The sequence below is a fragment of the Pseudomonas sp. TH32 genome (assembly GCF_016650855.1).
Taxonomy (GTDB): domain Bacteria; phylum Pseudomonadota; class Gammaproteobacteria; order Pseudomonadales; family Pseudomonadaceae; genus Aquipseudomonas.
Map to the genome: position 1 here is coordinate 1,390,660 of NZ_JAEKFA010000002.1, position 15,194 is coordinate 1,405,853.

General features: G+C 63.6%; 12 protein-coding genes. 10 read left to right on the plus strand and 2 right to left on the minus strand.

Going from position 1 to position 15,194, the window contains the following annotated elements; all coding sequences use genetic code 11:
• Nucleotides 1-17 precede the first annotated feature (17 nt).
• Nucleotides 18-932, minus strand: a complete 915-nt coding sequence (locus JFV30_RS10080; protein WP_003208132.1) for a LysR substrate-binding domain-containing protein — start codon at nucleotides 930-932, stop codon at nucleotides 18-20.
• Between the two features lie 389 nt (nucleotides 933-1,321).
• Here JFV30_RS10080 and JFV30_RS10085 point away from each other — a divergent pair, with 389 nt between their 5' ends.
• From JFV30_RS10085 to JFV30_RS10125, 9 genes are all read left to right on the plus strand, one after another.
• Nucleotides 1,322-2,881 (plus strand): ABC transporter substrate-binding protein, encoded by a 1,560-nt coding sequence (locus JFV30_RS10085; RefSeq protein WP_201123429.1) that lies wholly within the window; start codon nucleotides 1,322-1,324, stop codon nucleotides 2,879-2,881.
• 2 nt (nucleotides 2,882-2,883) lie between these two features.
• On the plus strand, nucleotides 2,884-3,825 hold the full coding sequence (locus JFV30_RS10090; RefSeq protein WP_003208135.1) for an ABC transporter permease: 942 nt from the start codon (nucleotides 2,884-2,886) through the stop codon (nucleotides 3,823-3,825).
• Nucleotides 3,822-4,700 (plus strand): ABC transporter permease, encoded by an 879-nt coding sequence (locus JFV30_RS10095; protein ID WP_003208137.1) that lies wholly within the window; start codon nucleotides 3,822-3,824, stop codon nucleotides 4,698-4,700. Before JFV30_RS10090 ends, JFV30_RS10095 begins: the two co-directional genes overlap by 4 nt.
• Nucleotides 4,697-6,340, plus strand: a complete 1,644-nt coding sequence (locus tag JFV30_RS10100) for an ABC transporter ATP-binding protein (RefSeq protein ID WP_201123431.1) — start codon at nucleotides 4,697-4,699, stop codon at nucleotides 6,338-6,340. The genes JFV30_RS10095 and JFV30_RS10100 overlap by 4 nt, the downstream gene beginning before the upstream one ends.
• Before the next feature lie 112 nt (nucleotides 6,341-6,452).
• Nucleotides 6,453-7,706 (plus strand): OprD family porin, encoded by a 1,254-nt coding sequence (locus JFV30_RS10105; protein WP_010173219.1) that lies wholly within the window; start codon nucleotides 6,453-6,455, stop codon nucleotides 7,704-7,706.
• 126 nt (nucleotides 7,707-7,832) lie between these two features.
• Nucleotides 7,833-8,951 (plus strand): succinylglutamate desuccinylase/aspartoacylase family protein, encoded by a 1,119-nt coding sequence (locus JFV30_RS10110; RefSeq protein ID WP_201123433.1) that lies wholly within the window; start codon nucleotides 7,833-7,835, stop codon nucleotides 8,949-8,951.
• Nucleotides 8,952-9,133: 182 nt separating this feature from the next.
• Nucleotides 9,134-10,327 carry an ornithine--oxo-acid transaminase gene (gene rocD / locus JFV30_RS10115; RefSeq protein ID WP_201123435.1) on the plus strand — a complete coding sequence of 398 codons (1,194 nt, stop codon included), beginning with the start codon at nucleotides 9,134-9,136 and terminating at the stop codon, nucleotides 10,325-10,327.
• A complete protein-coding gene (acnA, locus tag JFV30_RS10120) occupies nucleotides 10,324-12,975 on the plus strand; it encodes an aconitate hydratase AcnA (protein WP_201123437.1) in 2,652 nt (883 codons plus the stop codon). The genes rocD and acnA overlap by 4 nt, the downstream gene beginning before the upstream one ends.
• Entirely contained in the window at nucleotides 12,968-13,681 is a 714-nt protein-coding gene (locus JFV30_RS10125) for a transporter substrate-binding domain-containing protein (RefSeq protein ID WP_201123439.1), read from the plus strand. Before acnA ends, JFV30_RS10125 begins: the two co-directional genes overlap by 8 nt.
• On the opposite strand, the gene JFV30_RS10130 is transcribed toward JFV30_RS10125, so the two are convergent.
• Entirely contained in the window at nucleotides 13,678-14,040 is a 363-nt protein-coding gene (locus tag JFV30_RS10130) for an NUDIX hydrolase (RefSeq protein WP_201123441.1), read from the minus strand. The genes JFV30_RS10125 and JFV30_RS10130 overlap by 4 nt on opposite strands.
• 140 nt (nucleotides 14,041-14,180) lie before the next feature.
• Between JFV30_RS10130 and JFV30_RS10135 the strand changes: the two genes are divergently transcribed.
• Nucleotides 14,181-15,161: a Gfo/Idh/MocA family protein gene (locus JFV30_RS10135; protein WP_010173210.1), complete on the plus strand. Its 981-nt coding sequence runs from the start codon at nucleotides 14,181-14,183 to the stop codon at nucleotides 15,159-15,161.
• Nucleotides 15,162-15,194: the final 33 nt, after the last annotated feature.

The following is a 15,194-nucleotide window of genomic DNA, read 5'->3' on the forward strand; positions in this document are numbered from 1 at the left end:
TCGTGGGGGGAGGAGAGTCAACGGCTGCGGTGCACCAGCCGCGAATAGGAAATCAGCATGCTGGTCAGTTCCTGGCTGACGCTGGTGAGCGGCGATGAGCGGCGGCTGATCAGGCACACATCGCGGGTGGCCAGCGGTTCTTCGATGGCGATGGTGGTCAGGGCGCTGGAAAACAGCTTCATCCCCGGCAGCATGCGCGGCTCGATGGTCAGGTAATCGGTTTCCGAGACGATGTGCAGGGTTTCCAGCAACGAATCGGTGGTGATCGCGATCTTCGGCGGCGCCAGGCCCTGGGTGCGGAACAGCTCGATCAAGCGGTTCTCCGCGCCGCCTACCACGCCGGCCGGGCGCACGCTGATCCACTGGCAGTCGGTGAGGGCTTGCACGGATTTTGCGTGCGCCTGGGGGTGGCCCTTGCGCGCAATGATGCCGGCGTTGGAGCTGTAGAGGCGGTCGATGGCCAGGTCGATATCGGCGACGTTGGGCGCCAGCGGGCACAAGACGAAATCCAGGCGGCCATCGCGGACCTTCTCCACCAGCCCCTTGGTGGTGCCGCTGGCCACGTGCACCTGCATGCGCGGGAAGCGCTGGGTGAAGTTGCTCAGTACCGGCAGCAGCAATTCGGCCAAGGGTTCGGAGGTCACACCCAGGGCGATATGGCCTTCGGGTTCGCCTTTCCAGGGTTGCAGGTCGAGCAGGGCGCGTTCGCAGTCGAGGGTGATGGAGCGGGCGCGGGCCAGGAACACCTCGCCGGCCGGCGTCAGGTTGATGCCCTGGTTGGAACGTTGCAGCAGCACCACCCCGAGTTCTTTTTCCAGGGTCTGGATCGACTGGGTCAGGGTGCTTTGCGCCACATCCAATTGACGCGCGGCAGAGCGGAAGCTGCCTTTTTCAACCACGGAGCAGAACGCACGAAGATGGGTGAGGGTCATGGCGGTTGGCTCAGTCAGTGCTGCATTTAAACCATTGAATGTCAGCCAGCTTATCTGATGACTCCAGGTGCGCACAGATCGGTATTTACGATCACGATCATTATTTTTGATCGTTAAAACCGCATCTTTTCCGGCTCAAGGCCCTGATTTCTCGATACGGTAAGGCCAGGGCAACACACGGACGGTTGATGATCGGATAAACCGAGCCCGATCACTCGGAGCGTTCTTCTCAAGTTCATTGGGTGGCGAATAAGATCGGTCCAGGAACATTCGCAAACCGTAGTCAGCGACTAAAACAACAACAACTATTCAGGTGTTCGGCCGTGCCTCTTTTTGGGTCCTGCCAGCGTCCGAACCCAAGCGTAAGGATCATTCAAGGTGCATTTATCATGAACAAGACTTTAATCCTGGCTGGCGCCTTGTCCGCCGCGCTGGTGGGCACTGCCCACGCCGAGAATCTGCTGAAGGTCGCGTTGAACGCCGACATTCGCAGCACCGAGCCAGGCGTCAACCGTGACACCAACTCCGACGCCGTCATCTTGCACATTACCGAAGGACTGGTGGCCTTCCGTGAAGATGCCACCGTCGGCCCGCTGCTGGCCAAGGACGTGCAGGTGTCCGACGACGGCCTGCGCTACACCTTCCACTTGCGCAGCGGGGTGAAGTTCCAGAACGGTGCGCCGTTGACCTCCGCCGAAGTGCTGTGGACCTGGAAACACTACCTCGACCCGAAAACCCAATGGCGCTGCGCCCCCGAATTCGACGGCCATGGCGGCGCCAAAATCGTCGACATGAGCGCCCCGGACCCGCTCACCGTGGTGTTCACCCTGGACAAGCCCAACGGCCTGTTCCTCACCAGTACGGCACTGCCCGAATGCGGCGGCAGCGGCATCCTGCACCCCGACTCGGTAGTCAACGGCCAATGGAAAGCCCCGATCGGTACCGGCCCGTTCCGCCTGGGCGAGTGGAAGCCCGGCCAGTACGTCGACCTGCTGCGCAACGCCGACTACACCCCGCGTGACGAGAAAGAGCCGGACGGCTACACCGGCAATAAAACCACCACCCTGGACCGCGTGCGCCTGCTGGTGATCCCCGACCCGGCGGCGGCCAAGGCGGCCTTGCTGTCGAAGAACGTCGACCTGCTGATTGACGTCACGCCGCTGGACGCCACCGAACTGGCCGCCAACCCCGGCATCAAGGTCACCTCCAGCGGCACCATGTCGGTCAACGCACTGTTGTTCCAGACCCGCGACCCGTTGCTCAAAGATGTGCGCCTGCGCCAGGCCATCGCCCACTCGCTGGACACCGCACAAATCGTCGCCGCCTTGACCGGTGGCCGCTCCCAGGCCAACAACTCGATGGTCGCCAGCGGCAGCCACTACCACCAGGCCATCGAGAACCAGGGCTTCGACTTCGACCCGGCCAAGACCGCCCAACTGCTGCGCGAAGCCGGCTATAAAGGCCAGCCGATCAAGCTGATCGTCAACAAGCGCTACGCCGCGATCTTCGACATGGGCGTGTTCGTGCAAGCCATGGCCAAGGCCAGTGGCCTCAACCTGGAACTGGAAACCCTGGAGTGGGGCACTCAGCTGGAGCGCTACCAGACCGGCAACTACCAGATGATGGCGTTCCCGTATTCAGAGCGCCTCGACCCGGCCCTGAGTTTTGACTCCATGACCGGCGACAAGGACAAGGAAGCCCGCAAGGTCTGGGACAACCCCCAGGCTCAGGAATGGCTGCGTGAAGCCCAGCGCGAAGGCGACATCACCAAGCGCCAGGCGCTGTTCGATCAACTGCACCAGCAGATGCTCAAGGACGTGCCGCTGATCCCGATGTACAACGGCAACGCCATCGCCGCCAGCCGTGACTACGTGCATGGGCTGCGTACCTGGCCGGTGTCCAAGCCGCGCTTGTGGACCGTCAGCGTGCCTGCGACCGGGAGTAACTGAGGATGTTGCGTTTCATCTTCCAACGGCTGGCGATGTCGATCCCGACCTTGCTGCTGATCTCGCTGATGGTGTTCGCGATCATCCGGCTGGTGCCCGGCGATCCGGCGCTGCTGATGCTCGGCGACATGGCCGATGCCCACAGCCTGGAGGTCGCGCGTGCGTCCCTGGGCCTGGACCAGCCGTTGCCGCTGCAGTTTGTGATCTGGCTCAAGGCGGTGCTCAGTGGCGACCTTGGGCATTCCATCACCACCAATGAGGCGGTGTTGCCGCTGATCCTTGACCGGTTCCAGGTGAGTGCCGGGATCGTGCTGGTCTCGGTGTTGCTCGCGGCGTTGATTGCGGTACCGGCCGGTTTGCTCTCGGCCTGGAAACAGAACAGCTCCCTGGACTTTGGCGTGGTCTCCACCGCGACCCTGTTGTTGTCGATCCCGAGCTTCTGGCTGGGCCTGCTGTTGCTCTACGCGTTCGGTATCAAGCTGGGCTGGTTGCCGGTGGTGGGGTATGTGTCGTTCGGCCAGTCGCCGTGGCAGGCCTTGAGTTTTATCGTGCTGCCGATTGTCACCCTGACGTTGGTCGAACTTGGCGCGATCACCCGCATGGCCCGGGCCAGTGCGATTGAAGTGCTGCGCCTGGAGTACATCACCCACGCCCGGGCCAAGGGCCTGTCGGAACGGGCGGTGTTGTGGCGGCATGCGCTGCGCAACTCGTTTGCGCCGACCCTGACCCTGATCGGCCTGATCCTCGGCAACCTGCTCAGCGGCATCGCGGTGCTGGAGACCGTGTTCACCCTGCCAGGCATCGGCCGGCTGATGGTCGACGCGATCTACGCCCGGGACTACCCGGTGCTGCAAGGCTGCCTGCTGCTGGTGACCTTTGTTTATGTGCTGGTCAACCTGTTGGTGGACCTGCTGTACCCGCTCTTCGACCCCAGGGTTAAGTTATGAATAAGCCTCTACCTGCCGCACCCGAGGTGCTGTTGCCGGCACCGGCGCGTGCCCCCAGGGCCTGGCGTGTGCCGCCGCTGAACGCGCTGATCGGTGCGCTGCTGCTGGCCTTGTTGTTGATCATGGCCTTGCTGGGCCTGGTCTGGACGCCCCATGACCCGTTGGCCCTGAACCTGTTGGCGCGTTTGCAGGCGCCCACGGCCGCGCACTGGCTGGGCACTGATGAATACGGCCGCGATGTGCTGAGCCGCCTGATGATCGGCGCGCACACCAGCCTGTGGGTGAGTGTGTTGACGGTGACGCTGGCGATCACCGCCGGCACGGTGCTCGGCCTGCTGGCCGGGTTCCTGCGGGGCTGGGTCGACCGTGGCCTGATGATGGTCAACGACGCATTGCTGGCGTTCCCCGGCATCCTGCTGGCCCTGGGCTTGATGGCAATCATCGGCCCGAGCCTGTACGGCATTGTCTTCGCCTTGAGCCTGGCCTACACGCCGTCGGTGGTGCGGGTGGTGCGCGGCACGGTGTTGTCGCTGCGCGAGAAAGAGTTTGTCGAAGCCTCGCGGGTGATCGGCAACTCCGAGCTGTACACCATGCTGCGGCACATTGCGCCGAACTGCGTGGCACCGGTGTGCGTGCTGGCCACCAGCATGTTCGGCTGGGCGATCCTCGCGGAAAGCTCCCTGAGTTTCCTCGGCCTGGGCGTCCCGCCGCCGGCCGCCACCTGGGGCAACATGCTCGCCGCCAGCCGGCCGTATATCGCCACGGCCAGTTGGCTGGGGCTGTTTCCCGGTGTCTGCATCGCCATGGCGTTGCTGGCGTTCAACCTGTGCGGCGATGCCTTGCGCGATCGTCTCGACCCGCGGATGAGTAAATGACCATGACTGACATCCTTCTGGCAGTCGACCAGCTGAAAATCCGCGTGGGGGCCAACGGCCCGCTGGCGGTCAACGACCTGAGCTTCACCATCGCGCCCGGCGAAATCGTGGCGCTGGTGGGCGAGTCCGGCAGCGGCAAGACCATGGCCGCCCGCGCCGCCATCGGCCTGTTGCCACCGCCGCTTGAGCAATGCAGCGGCCAGGTGCGCTTCCAGGGCCATGACCTGGGCAGCCTCGCGCCGGAGCAACTGCGCCAGTTGCGCGGGGCGAAGATCGGCATGGTGTTCCAGGAACCCATGGTGTCCCTCAACCCGTCCATGAGCATCGGCGAGCAAATGGCCGAGGGCCTGCGCCTGCACACCAAGCTGAGCGATGCGCAGATCCGTGAGCGCAGCCTGGAAATGCTCGGGCATATCGGCATCAAGGACGCCGAGCGTTGCCTGGCGGCGTTTCCCCACGAGTTCTCCGGCGGCATGCGCCAGCGCATCATGCTGGCCTCGGTGATGCTGCTGCGCCCGGCGTTGCTGATTGCCGACGAGCCCACCACGGCCCTGGATTGCCTGGCGCAACTGGACGTGTTGAAACTGATGCTCGACCTGACACGCGAGCAGGGCACGGCGATCCTGTTTATCAGCCACGACCTGTCGCTGGTGGCGCGCTACGCCGACAAAGTGGTGGTGATGCGCGAAGGCCGCGCGGTGGAGCAGGGCACCATCGAGCAGATCCTGCTGGCGCCCAAGGCCGAGTACACCCGGCAACTGCTGGAGGCGTTGCCTCGGCGCGGCACCCTGGCGGCCTTGCCCAAGGCAGACCGGCCGTTGCTGACAGTCAAGGACGTGTGCATCGAGCACCCGGGGCCGCGCAGCCTGTGGGGTCGCAGCCAGTTAAAACGGGTGGTGCATTCGGCCAACCTGTCCATCGCTCCCGGGGAAACGCTGGCGCTGGTGGGCGGCAGTGGCTCCGGCAAGACCACCCTGGGCCGGGCGATTGTCGGCCTGAACAGCCCGTGTTCCGGCGCCATCGAATTTGAAGGCGTGGACATTCTCAAGGCCGGCAACCGCGAGCATCGGCTGCAATGCCAGATGATTTTCCAGGACCCGTATTCGTCCCTCGACCCGCGCATGAAAATCGGCGACATCCTCGCCGAACCCCTGCGCCATGTGCCCGGCATGACGCCTGCGCAACGGCGTGAGCGGGTGGCGAAAACCCTGCTGGACATCGGCCTGGCCGAGCAGTTTGTCGACCGTTTCCCGCACCAGTTGTCCGGTGGCCAGCGCCAACGCGTGGCCATCGGCCGGGCGCTGGTGCGTCACCCGCGCCTGGTGATCGCCGATGAGCCGATCTCGGCGTTGGACATGACCATCCAGAAGCAGATCCTTGAGCTGTTCGAACGCCTGCAGGCGCAGTACGGCTTTGCGTGCCTGTTCATCTCCCACGACCTGGCGGCGGTGGAACGCATCGCCCACCGGGTGGCGGTGATGAGCGAGGGCAGGGTGGTGGAAATGGGCGCCCGCGAAGAGATTTTCGACCGCCCGCAACACCCTTACACCCGCAAGCTGCTGGCCGCCGCCAGCCCCTTGGAGAAACTTGAAAACGGAGGCTACCGCATCCGCCAGGGCCCCGTACCGCTAGCGCTGTAACCCACGACTGACGTCACCCGCCGCGCAAATCGCTGATTTGCGCGAACGGCGAAGCCATGCCCGAAGAACAATAAAAACACCAACCCCCACCCCACTGCCAGGAGCTAAAAAAATGAAAAAATCCCTGACTCAACTCATCACCGGCGTCGGCGTTGTCAGCAGCGGGCTGGTCCCGTCACTGGCCCATGCAGACTTCATCAAGGACAGCAGCGGTACGCTGGACTTGAAGAACTACTACTTCAACCGTGACTACCGCGAGGCGGCTTCCCAGTCGATGCGCGCCGAGTGGGCCCAAGGTTTTATCCTCGGTATCAAGTCCGGTTTCACCGAAGGCACCGTGGGCTTCGGCCTGGACCTGACCGGCATGCTGGGGGTGAAACTCGACTCCAGCCCGGGGCTGTCCGGTACCGGCTTGCTGCAGCGTGACAGCGATAAGAATGTCTCCGACGAGTACTCCAAGCTGGGGGTGACCGCCAAGGCCCGCTTCGCCCAAAGCGAGCTGCGTGTGGGCTACCTGGTGCCGGACCTTCCAATCCTGCAACCCAACACCAGCCGTCTGTTCCCGCAATCGTTCAGCGGCACCCAGTTGGTGTCCAACGACATCAGCAACCTGAAAATCACCCTCGGGCAGATCGACCAGGCCAAGGACCGCGACTCCACCAACTACGAAGACATGAAGCTGACCACGGTGAGCAAGGTCTACAAAAGCACCGCCCTGAGCGACCAGTTCCGCTTTGCCGGTGGCGACTATTCGCTGACCCCCAACACCTTGCTCAGCTACCACTTCGCGGCGCTGGACAGCATCTACCAGCAGCAATACGTAGGCTTCAAGAACAACTTCGGCCTGGGGCCGGGCACGTTGAAAACCGACGTGCGCTACTTCAAGTCCGACAAGGACGGCGCGGGCCTGGCGGGCAAGGTCGACAACAGCGCCTTGAGCAGCCGCCTGACTTACCAGTACGGCGGCCACAGCATCGGCGGCGGCTTCCAGCAGCAATACGGCACCACGCCGTTTACCTACCTGGATGGCTCCATCACCTACCTGTTCACCGAGTACCAGTTCAGCAACTTCACCCAGACCAAGGAGCGAGCCTGGCACGCCCGTTATGACTACAACTTCGCCGACCTCGGCTTGCCGGGCCTGCTGTTCGGCATCAAGTACGCCAAGGGTGATTCGGCCGAGGTGCTCGGCTTCAACCGCGAAGGCCGCGAGTGGGAGCGCGACCTGGACCTGGGCTACGTGGTGCAGAACGGGCCTTTCAAGGGCGTGTCGATGCGCTGGCGCAACGCGCTGAGCAAAGGCAACTACTTCAACGACGTTAACGAGAACCGCGTGATGCTGGGTTACACCCTGGCGCTCTGGTAGGTCCGGGAAGGCCAGGGCTGATCGGATTTACAGATCGAGATAGCCCTGGCCGCCCTTACAGACGATCACGCCGGCTCGTTAATATTTCTTCAGCGTTCATCACTCGAATATCGAGATTTCCGGTTTATGAAACTTAAATCACACCCCTTGCTGCAAGCGACACAAGGCACCCACAGGCACGTGGACAGTGAGCATTACGGTGCAATGGGTGCAGGTCGAAAAATCTATATCCAGGCGGCGCTGCATGCCGACGAAACCCCGGCGCTGCTGGTGGCCGCGCAACTGCGCCGGCACCTGGTGGAACTGGAAAATGCCAACCGCCTGAAGGCTGAAATCGCGCTGGTGGCCGTGGCCAACCCCACCGGGCTGAGCCAGTACATCATGGGCGCGCCCAGCGGACGTTTCGAGCTGGGCAGCGGGCGTAATTACAACCGGGGTTTCCCGGTGCCGTATCAGGCAATCGCCGACAAGATCGAACACCTGCTGGGCCAGGACATTGACGCCAACCGCCAACTGATCCGCCAGGCCTGGGGCGAATGCCTGCTGGACTCGCAACCGCTGGATGAATTCCAGTCGCTGCAACGTACCCTGATGCTGCTGGCCCACGACGCGGATATCGTGCTGGACCTGCATTGCTCCCGTGAGGCCTCGATGCACGTGTACACCGGTGAAGCCGTGTGGGCGACCGTGGAACCGTTGGCGCGCTACATCGGCTCCGAAGCCTCGTTGCTGGCCACCGACTCCCAGGCCAACTCCTTCGATGAGGCGCTGTACCTGCTGTGGGTCAACCTGCGTGAGCGGTTTGGTGCGCGTTTCCCGATCCCGGACAGCAGCGTGGCAGTGACCGTTGAGCATCGCGGCCAGCGGGATGTGTCCTATGAACTGGCGCAGCATGACGCCACGGCGATCATTGATTACCTGACCCACCTGGGCGCGATTGAAGGCACGCCACGGCCATTGCCGGCCCTGCGCAACCCGGCGACGCCGCTGGCCGGCAGCGAACAGTTTTATGCGCCATGCGCCGGGGTGCTGGTACACCGGGCGGCAGTGGGCAGCCGCATCGAGGCGGGGCAGGCGTTGTTCGATATCGTTGATCCCCACAGTGGGCAGGTCACGACCGTAAACAGCCACAACACCGGCGTGCTGTACATGCGCCGCGATGTGCGATTTGTGAAACCGGGTGATCCGCTAGGCCGGGTGTCCGGGGCTACACCGATTCGCAGCGGCAAGCTCCTCAGCGCCTGATTTGCCAGCTATGGAATACGGTCAGAAATGTGGGAGCGGGCTTGCTCGCGAATGCGGTGTATCAGCCAATATATTCGGTGACTGACCCATCGCATTCGCGAGCAAGCCCGCTCCCACACAAGCCAGCTCCCACAGTGGCGCTGCGTTGTTCATTTATTATTTATTCGGCAGGACTTCCCACCATGCACTCCAACCCGGCAATCACCCTCGAAAACCAATTCTGCGCCCACAACTATTCCCCCTTGCCGGTGGTGATCGTCAAGGGCGAGGGCGTCTGGGCCATTGGCGATGATGGCAAGCGCTACCTGGACATGATGTCGGCCTATTCCGCCGTCAGCCACGGCCATGTCCACCCGCGCATTCGCGCCGCCGCCGTGGCGCAGATCGACAAGATCAGCGTGGTCTCCCGGGCGTTCTACAGCGAACCCCTGGGCAATTTCCTCAAGACCCTGTGCCGCATCACGGGCTTTGACTCGGCCCTGCCAATGAACAGCGGCGCCGAAGCCGTGGAAACCGCGATCAAGGCCGCCCGGCGCTGGGGTTATCGAATCAAGGGCATCCCGGCGAACCAGGCCAACATCGTGGTGGCCGACAACAACTTCCACGGTCGCACCTCGACCATCGTCGGCTTCTCCTCCGAGCCTGACTACAAGGCCGACTTCGGCCCGTTCTGCAACGGTTTCACCGAGGCGCGCTTCGGTGACATCGAGAGTTTTCGCCAGGCGATCACCGCCAACACCTGCGCGGTACTGATCGAACCGATCCAGGGCGAGGCCGGCATTCGCGTGCCACCGGCGGGTTTCCTGCGAGAGCTGCGCCAACTCTGCGACGAGACCAACACCTTGTTGATTCTCGACGAGATCCAGTCCGGGCTGGGCCGCACCGGCAAGTGGTTCGCCTTCCAGCACGAAGGCATTCGCCCCGACGCGCTGATCCTTGGCAAAGCCTTGGGCGGCGGGATCATGCCGGTGTCGGCGTTCGTGGCGGATCATTCGATCATGGACCTGTTTGACGCCGGCAGCCACGGCTCGACCTTTGGCGGCAACCCGTTGGCGGCGGCCATTGGCCTGGAAGCATTGAAGGTGCTGGAAGAAGAGGGCTTGATCGATAACAGCGCGCAACTGGGCCAGTACCTGGTGGAGCGCCTGAAGGCGATGAACTCGCCGGCCATTCGCGAGATTCGCGGGCGTGGCTTGTGGGTCGGCGTCGAGCTGGACCGCGATGCGCGGCCAATCTGCGAAGCGCTGTTGGCCGAAGGATTGCTGACCAAGGAAACCCACGAAAACGTGCTGCGCATCGCACCGCCGTTGTCGATTACCCGTGAAGAACTGGACTGGGGTCTTGAACGTATCGAGCGGGTATTCAAGCAGCTATGAGCGCGTATCTCAGTCACCTCGACATCGACGGCCAGCGCTTCGCCTGGATCGACCTGCACAAGCTGCTGACCCCGGCGCAACTCCAGCGGCTGCCGTATTCCGTGCGCATCCTCCTGGAAAACATTGCCCGCTGTGCCCCGGCGTCGCTGCCCCAGGTGTTGGCGCGGGCCCTCGGCGAAGGGCCGGATTGCGAAGTGCCGTTCCAGCCCAACCGGCTGATGTTCCATGACACCACCTGCCTGCCGGCCCTGGCGGATTTCGCCGGGATGCGCGATGTGGTGGCCGAACTGGGCGGTGATCCCCGGGCGGTGAACCCGTCGATCCCGGCGGTGCTGACCATCGACCATTCGGTGATCGTCGAGCACTACGCCGAGGCGAATGCGGTGGACGCCAACCTGGACATCGACTTTCGCCGCAACAGCGAGCGTTACCGCTTTATCAAGTGGGCCCAGGCCAGCCTCGACAACTTCAAGGTGATCCCGCCGGGCACCGGGATCATCCACCAGATGAACATGGAGTCCATCGCCCAGGTGGTGTGGGAAAGCGCGCCGCGCAACGGCCACGTGCTGTTGCACCCCGACTGCATGGTGGCCACCGACAGCCACACCCCGATGATCAATGCCATCGGGGTGCTGGGCTGGGGCGTCGGCGGGCTGGAAGGGCAGGCGGCGATGCTCGGTGAGCCGGTGCCGATTCCTTTCCCGCAGGTGGTGGGCATTCGCGTCACCAACGCCTTGCGCGACGGCGTGACCGCCACGGACCTGGCGTTGACGGTGACCGAACTGCTGCGCCGGCGCAGCATGGTCGGCAAGTTTGTCGAGTTCACCGGGCCGGGCCTGGCGTCCCTGAGTTGGGCGGCACGGGGCACCGTGGCCAACATGGCGCCGGAATACGGTGCCACCGTGGTGTTTTTCCCGTTTGATGACGAGACGCTGGCGTACCTGAACCTGAGTGCGCGGCCACAAGCCTTGATCAACAAGGTCTCGGCCTATATGGCGGCGCAGCCGCTGTGGCGCCGGGAGGGCGACCCCGAGCCAGTGTTTGATGAATGGATCGAGCTGGATCTGGCGCGGGTTGAACCCAGTGTCGCCGGCCCTCATCAGCCACATCAGCGCCAGTCCCTGGCAGACGCCGGGGCTTCGTTTCATCAGCACGTGAGCGCCGACAAACAGGTGTTTTTCGAACCGTCATTCCAGGTGCCGATTACCCATGGCGCGGTGGTGATGTCGGCCATCACCAGTTGCACCAACACCGCCAACCCGGCGCAGATGGTCCAGGCCGGGCTCTTCGCCCGTAACGCCCGCGCCCGTGGGCTGACGCGCAAACCGTGGGTCAAGACGTCGCTGTCACCGGGCTCGCGGGTGGTGGCCGATTACCTTGAAGCCGCAGGCTTGCTGGAGGATTTTGCCGCGCTGGGGTTCGACCTGGCGGGCTTTGGCTGCATGACCTGCATCGGCAACTCCGGCAGCCTTGAGCGCCATGTCGAGACCTTCGCCGAACAGGGCTTGAAAGGCGTGGTGGTGCTTTCGGGCAATCGCAATTTCGAAGGCCGGGTCAACCCGAAAGTCCCGGCCGGCTACCTCGCATCGCCCGCGTTGTGCGTGGCCTATGCGATTGCCGGCAGCATCGACATTGACCTGTCGGCCCAACCGCTGGCGATGGACGCTCACAGGCAGCCGGTGTTCCTGCATGAGCTGATGCCCAGCGAAGCCGAGGTGGCCGCGCAAGTGGCGGCGGTGGTGCGCCCGGCGCTGTTCCGGCAGCGCCAGCAACTGCTGTGGCAAGGCACTCACCATTGGCAAGCGCTGGAAGCCGACGGCAGCGTGCAGTTTGCCTGGCACCCCGACTCCACCTACCTGCGCCGCCCGCAGTACCTCGCCGACGTCGCGCCGGTGCCGCCCGGTTCCTTGTCTATCAGCCGTGCGCGGGCCCTGGTGGTGTTGGGCGATAACGTCACCACTGACCATATCTCCCCGGCGGGCACGATTCCGGCCGACAGCCTGGCCGGGCACTGGCTGCAGGAGCGCGGCGAAGCGCTGGCGGACCTCAATCAGTATTCGACCCGGCGCAGTAACCACGAAGTGATGGTGCGCGGCGCGTTCACCAACCCGCGCCTGAACAACCTGCTGACGCCCGACCAACCCCCGCGCCAGGGCGTCTGGGCCTGGAACGCCGACCGCAGCGACTACCTGCCGCTGTACCTCGCCGCGCAAAGCTACACCGGGACGCCGACGGTCGTGTTCGCCGGGATCAACTACGGAGCCGGCTCCAGCCGCGACTGGGCGGCGAAGGTCCTGAGCCTGCTGGGGGTCAAGGTGGTGGTGGCCCGCAGCATCGAACGGATTCATCGCAGCAACCTGATTGGCATGGGCGTGCTGCCGCTGGTCTTCGATGAAGGCGCGACGGTGCAGGATTTGCACCTCGATGGCCGCGAGTCCCTGAGCTTCCTCGGCCTGGATCACCTGCAGGTCGGCGAGAACCGGATCACCTTGCAGATTGACCGCCCCCACGGTGAAACCACGCGCGCCGCACTGACCTTGCGCCTCGACTCGTTGCAGGAGGTTGGTTACCTTGAACACGGTGGCGTCTTGCCCTTCGTTATTCGCAAGACCGTGCAAAGAACTGTTCAAGGAGCGCGTAATGATTGACCCGCAGGTACTGCAACAACTGGCCCCCGAGGGTGTGCTTCGGGCTGCCATCAACTTTGGCAACCCGGTGCTGGCCCAGCGCGGTGAAGGTGGCGAGCCCCAAGGCGTGTCGGTGGCGCTGGCCAGGGCCCTGGCCGATGAGTTGGGCGTGCGGCTTGAGTTGATCACCTTTGAAGCGGCGGGCAAGGTCTTCGCCGCATTGGCCGATGACCTCTGGCGCGTGGCATTCCTGGCCATCGAACCGGTGCGCGAGCAGGAAATCGCTTTCAGTGCGCCCTACGTGATCATCAAGGGCACGTACCTGGTGGCGGTGGATTCACCCTTGAGCAGCGTGTCGCAACTGGATGCTCCGGGCCAACGCATCGCCGTCGGCCAGGGCGCGGCGTATGACCTGTACCTGAGCCGCACGGTGCAGCACGCCGAACTGGTGCGCGCGCCGACCTCGGCAGGGGCCGTGGACCTGTTTATCGAGCAAGACCTGAATGCGGCGGCCGGGGTTCGGGATTACCTGCGAACCCGAGTGGATGAGCGCTGGCGCTTGCTGGAGGATGACTTCATGAGCATCAGCCAGGCCGTCGCGGTACCGGTGGCGCACGCAGCCGCTGCCGCGTTCGTCAAGTCCTTTGTCGAACGGCAGAAAGCCAATGGTTGGGTAAAACAGGCGTTGTCGCGCAGCGGGCAAAGCCCGGAACTGGCGGCGCCTTAGAGGCGGCGCAGGAAGGATTTGACGATTTGCTGGGTGGCCTGGGTCGTGTCCAGGTCTTCCAGGCGGGTGAAGGGATGCCACTGGCATTCCTTGATTTCACTCAGGGGCCGGGCTTCGTCGATATTCACCACCGACGCCTCGAACACATGGTGCAGCGTGTCGCTGGCCTTCAACTCCTGCAATAACAGCAAACCGTCCACGTTCAGCCCGGTTTCTTCTTCCAGTTCCCGCGCGGCGGCGCCTGCCGGGCGCTCGTCGCGCTCGACCTTGCCACCGGGCAGTGCCCATTTCGATCGGGCTTTACGCACGAGCAGGATGTGCCCGTTGTGCTCGCAAATCACCGTGGCCCTTATTTTCATCGTCTGTGCCCCTGCAGTTGGATGAATGTCATAAAAGTGTAATGCAATTGCCATGCTCAGTCTTTAACCGGCAGGGTGGAGAGGGCGCTGGAAAACACCGATACTGCCCCATCGAAAAAACTCACTGCAAGGAGATACAGATGAACACCGTACGCTGGGGCATGATCGGCTGTGGCAGTGTCACTGAACTCAAGAGTGGACCCGCCTTCTACAAAGCGCCAGGTTCCGCGCTGGTGGCCGTGATGGGGCGCCGCGAGGAGGCCGTGCGCGATTATGCGGCACGCCATGGCATCGCCCGGTTCTACACCGACGCCCAGGCGCTGATCGACGACCCTGAAGTGGACGCGGTCTACATCGCCACACCGCCCGACAGTCACCTGGAGTACAGCCTGATGGTGGCCGCCGCGGGCAAGCATTGCTGCGTCGAGAAACCCATGTCGCTGAATGCCGAGCAAAGTGCGCTGATGCAGCGCACCTTTGAACAGGCCGGGCTGCACCTGTTTGTCTCCTATTACCGGCGTTCCCTGCCGCGCTTCCAGCAAGTGCGGGATTGGCTGCAGGACGGGCGCATCGGTGAGTTGCGCCACCTGACCTGGACCTTGTGCAAGCCGCCTTCCGAGGACGACGCCAGCAGCAGCAACTGGCGCACCGACCCGGCGATTGCCGGCGGCGGTTATTTTGCGGACCTGGCGAGCCACGGTTTTGACCTGTTCCAGTACCTGGCCGGGGATATCGTCGATGTGGCCGGGTTTACCGCGCGCCAGGCCGGGCGTTATGCCGCTGAAGACGCCGTGACCGCCTGCTGGACCTTCGCCTCGGGCGCGCTGGGCATGGGCTGCTGGAACTTTGTTGCCGACCGTCGCGAGGATTTGGTGGAACTGATCGGCAGCAAGGGCCGCATCACCTTCTCGGTATTCGATGAAGCACCGTTGCGCCTTGAGGCCGAGACCCGCGAGGAAGTGGAGGTGCCCAATCACGCGCATATCCAGTGGCATCACGTGCTGGGGATGAACGCGCACATTCGCGGCGAGAGCAAACACCCGGCGCTGGCGATCGAGGCGTTGAAGACCGACCGGGTCATGGACCGGGTGCTACAGCGTAACCCCAACCTGGCTGTTTAACCGTGCTGGAATGTTCTCTTTTAAAGGAATGAA

What these genes read in the sequence shown, in the direction of transcription:
- JFV30_RS10080 (WP_003208132.1), bottom strand. Translation starts at nt 932, where the DNA reads ATGACCCTCACCCATCTTCGTGCGTTCTGCTCCGTGGTTGAAAAAGGC.
- JFV30_RS10085 (WP_201123429.1), top strand. Translation starts at nt 1,322, where the DNA reads ATGAACAAGACTTTAATCCTGGCTGGCGCCTTGTCCGCCGCGCTGGTG.
- JFV30_RS10090 (WP_003208135.1), top strand. Translation starts at nt 2,884, where the DNA reads ATGTTGCGTTTCATCTTCCAACGGCTGGCGATGTCGATCCCGACCTTG.
- JFV30_RS10095 (WP_003208137.1), top strand. Translation starts at nt 3,822, where the DNA reads ATGAATAAGCCTCTACCTGCCGCACCCGAGGTGCTGTTGCCGGCACCG.
- JFV30_RS10100 (WP_201123431.1), top strand. Translation starts at nt 4,697, where the DNA reads ATGACCATGACTGACATCCTTCTGGCAGTCGACCAGCTGAAAATCCGC.
- JFV30_RS10105 (WP_010173219.1), top strand. Translation starts at nt 6,453, where the DNA reads ATGAAAAAATCCCTGACTCAACTCATCACCGGCGTCGGCGTTGTCAGC.
- JFV30_RS10110 (WP_201123433.1), top strand. Translation starts at nt 7,833, where the DNA reads ATGAAACTTAAATCACACCCCTTGCTGCAAGCGACACAAGGCACCCAC.
- rocD (WP_201123435.1), top strand. Translation starts at nt 9,134, where the DNA reads ATGCACTCCAACCCGGCAATCACCCTCGAAAACCAATTCTGCGCCCAC.
- acnA (WP_201123437.1), top strand. Translation starts at nt 10,324, where the DNA reads ATGAGCGCGTATCTCAGTCACCTCGACATCGACGGCCAGCGCTTCGCC.
- JFV30_RS10125 (WP_201123439.1), top strand. Translation starts at nt 12,968, where the DNA reads ATGATTGACCCGCAGGTACTGCAACAACTGGCCCCCGAGGGTGTGCTT.
- JFV30_RS10130 (WP_201123441.1), bottom strand. Translation starts at nt 14,040, where the DNA reads ATGAAAATAAGGGCCACGGTGATTTGCGAGCACAACGGGCACATCCTG.
- JFV30_RS10135 (WP_010173210.1), top strand. Translation starts at nt 14,181, where the DNA reads ATGAACACCGTACGCTGGGGCATGATCGGCTGTGGCAGTGTCACTGAA.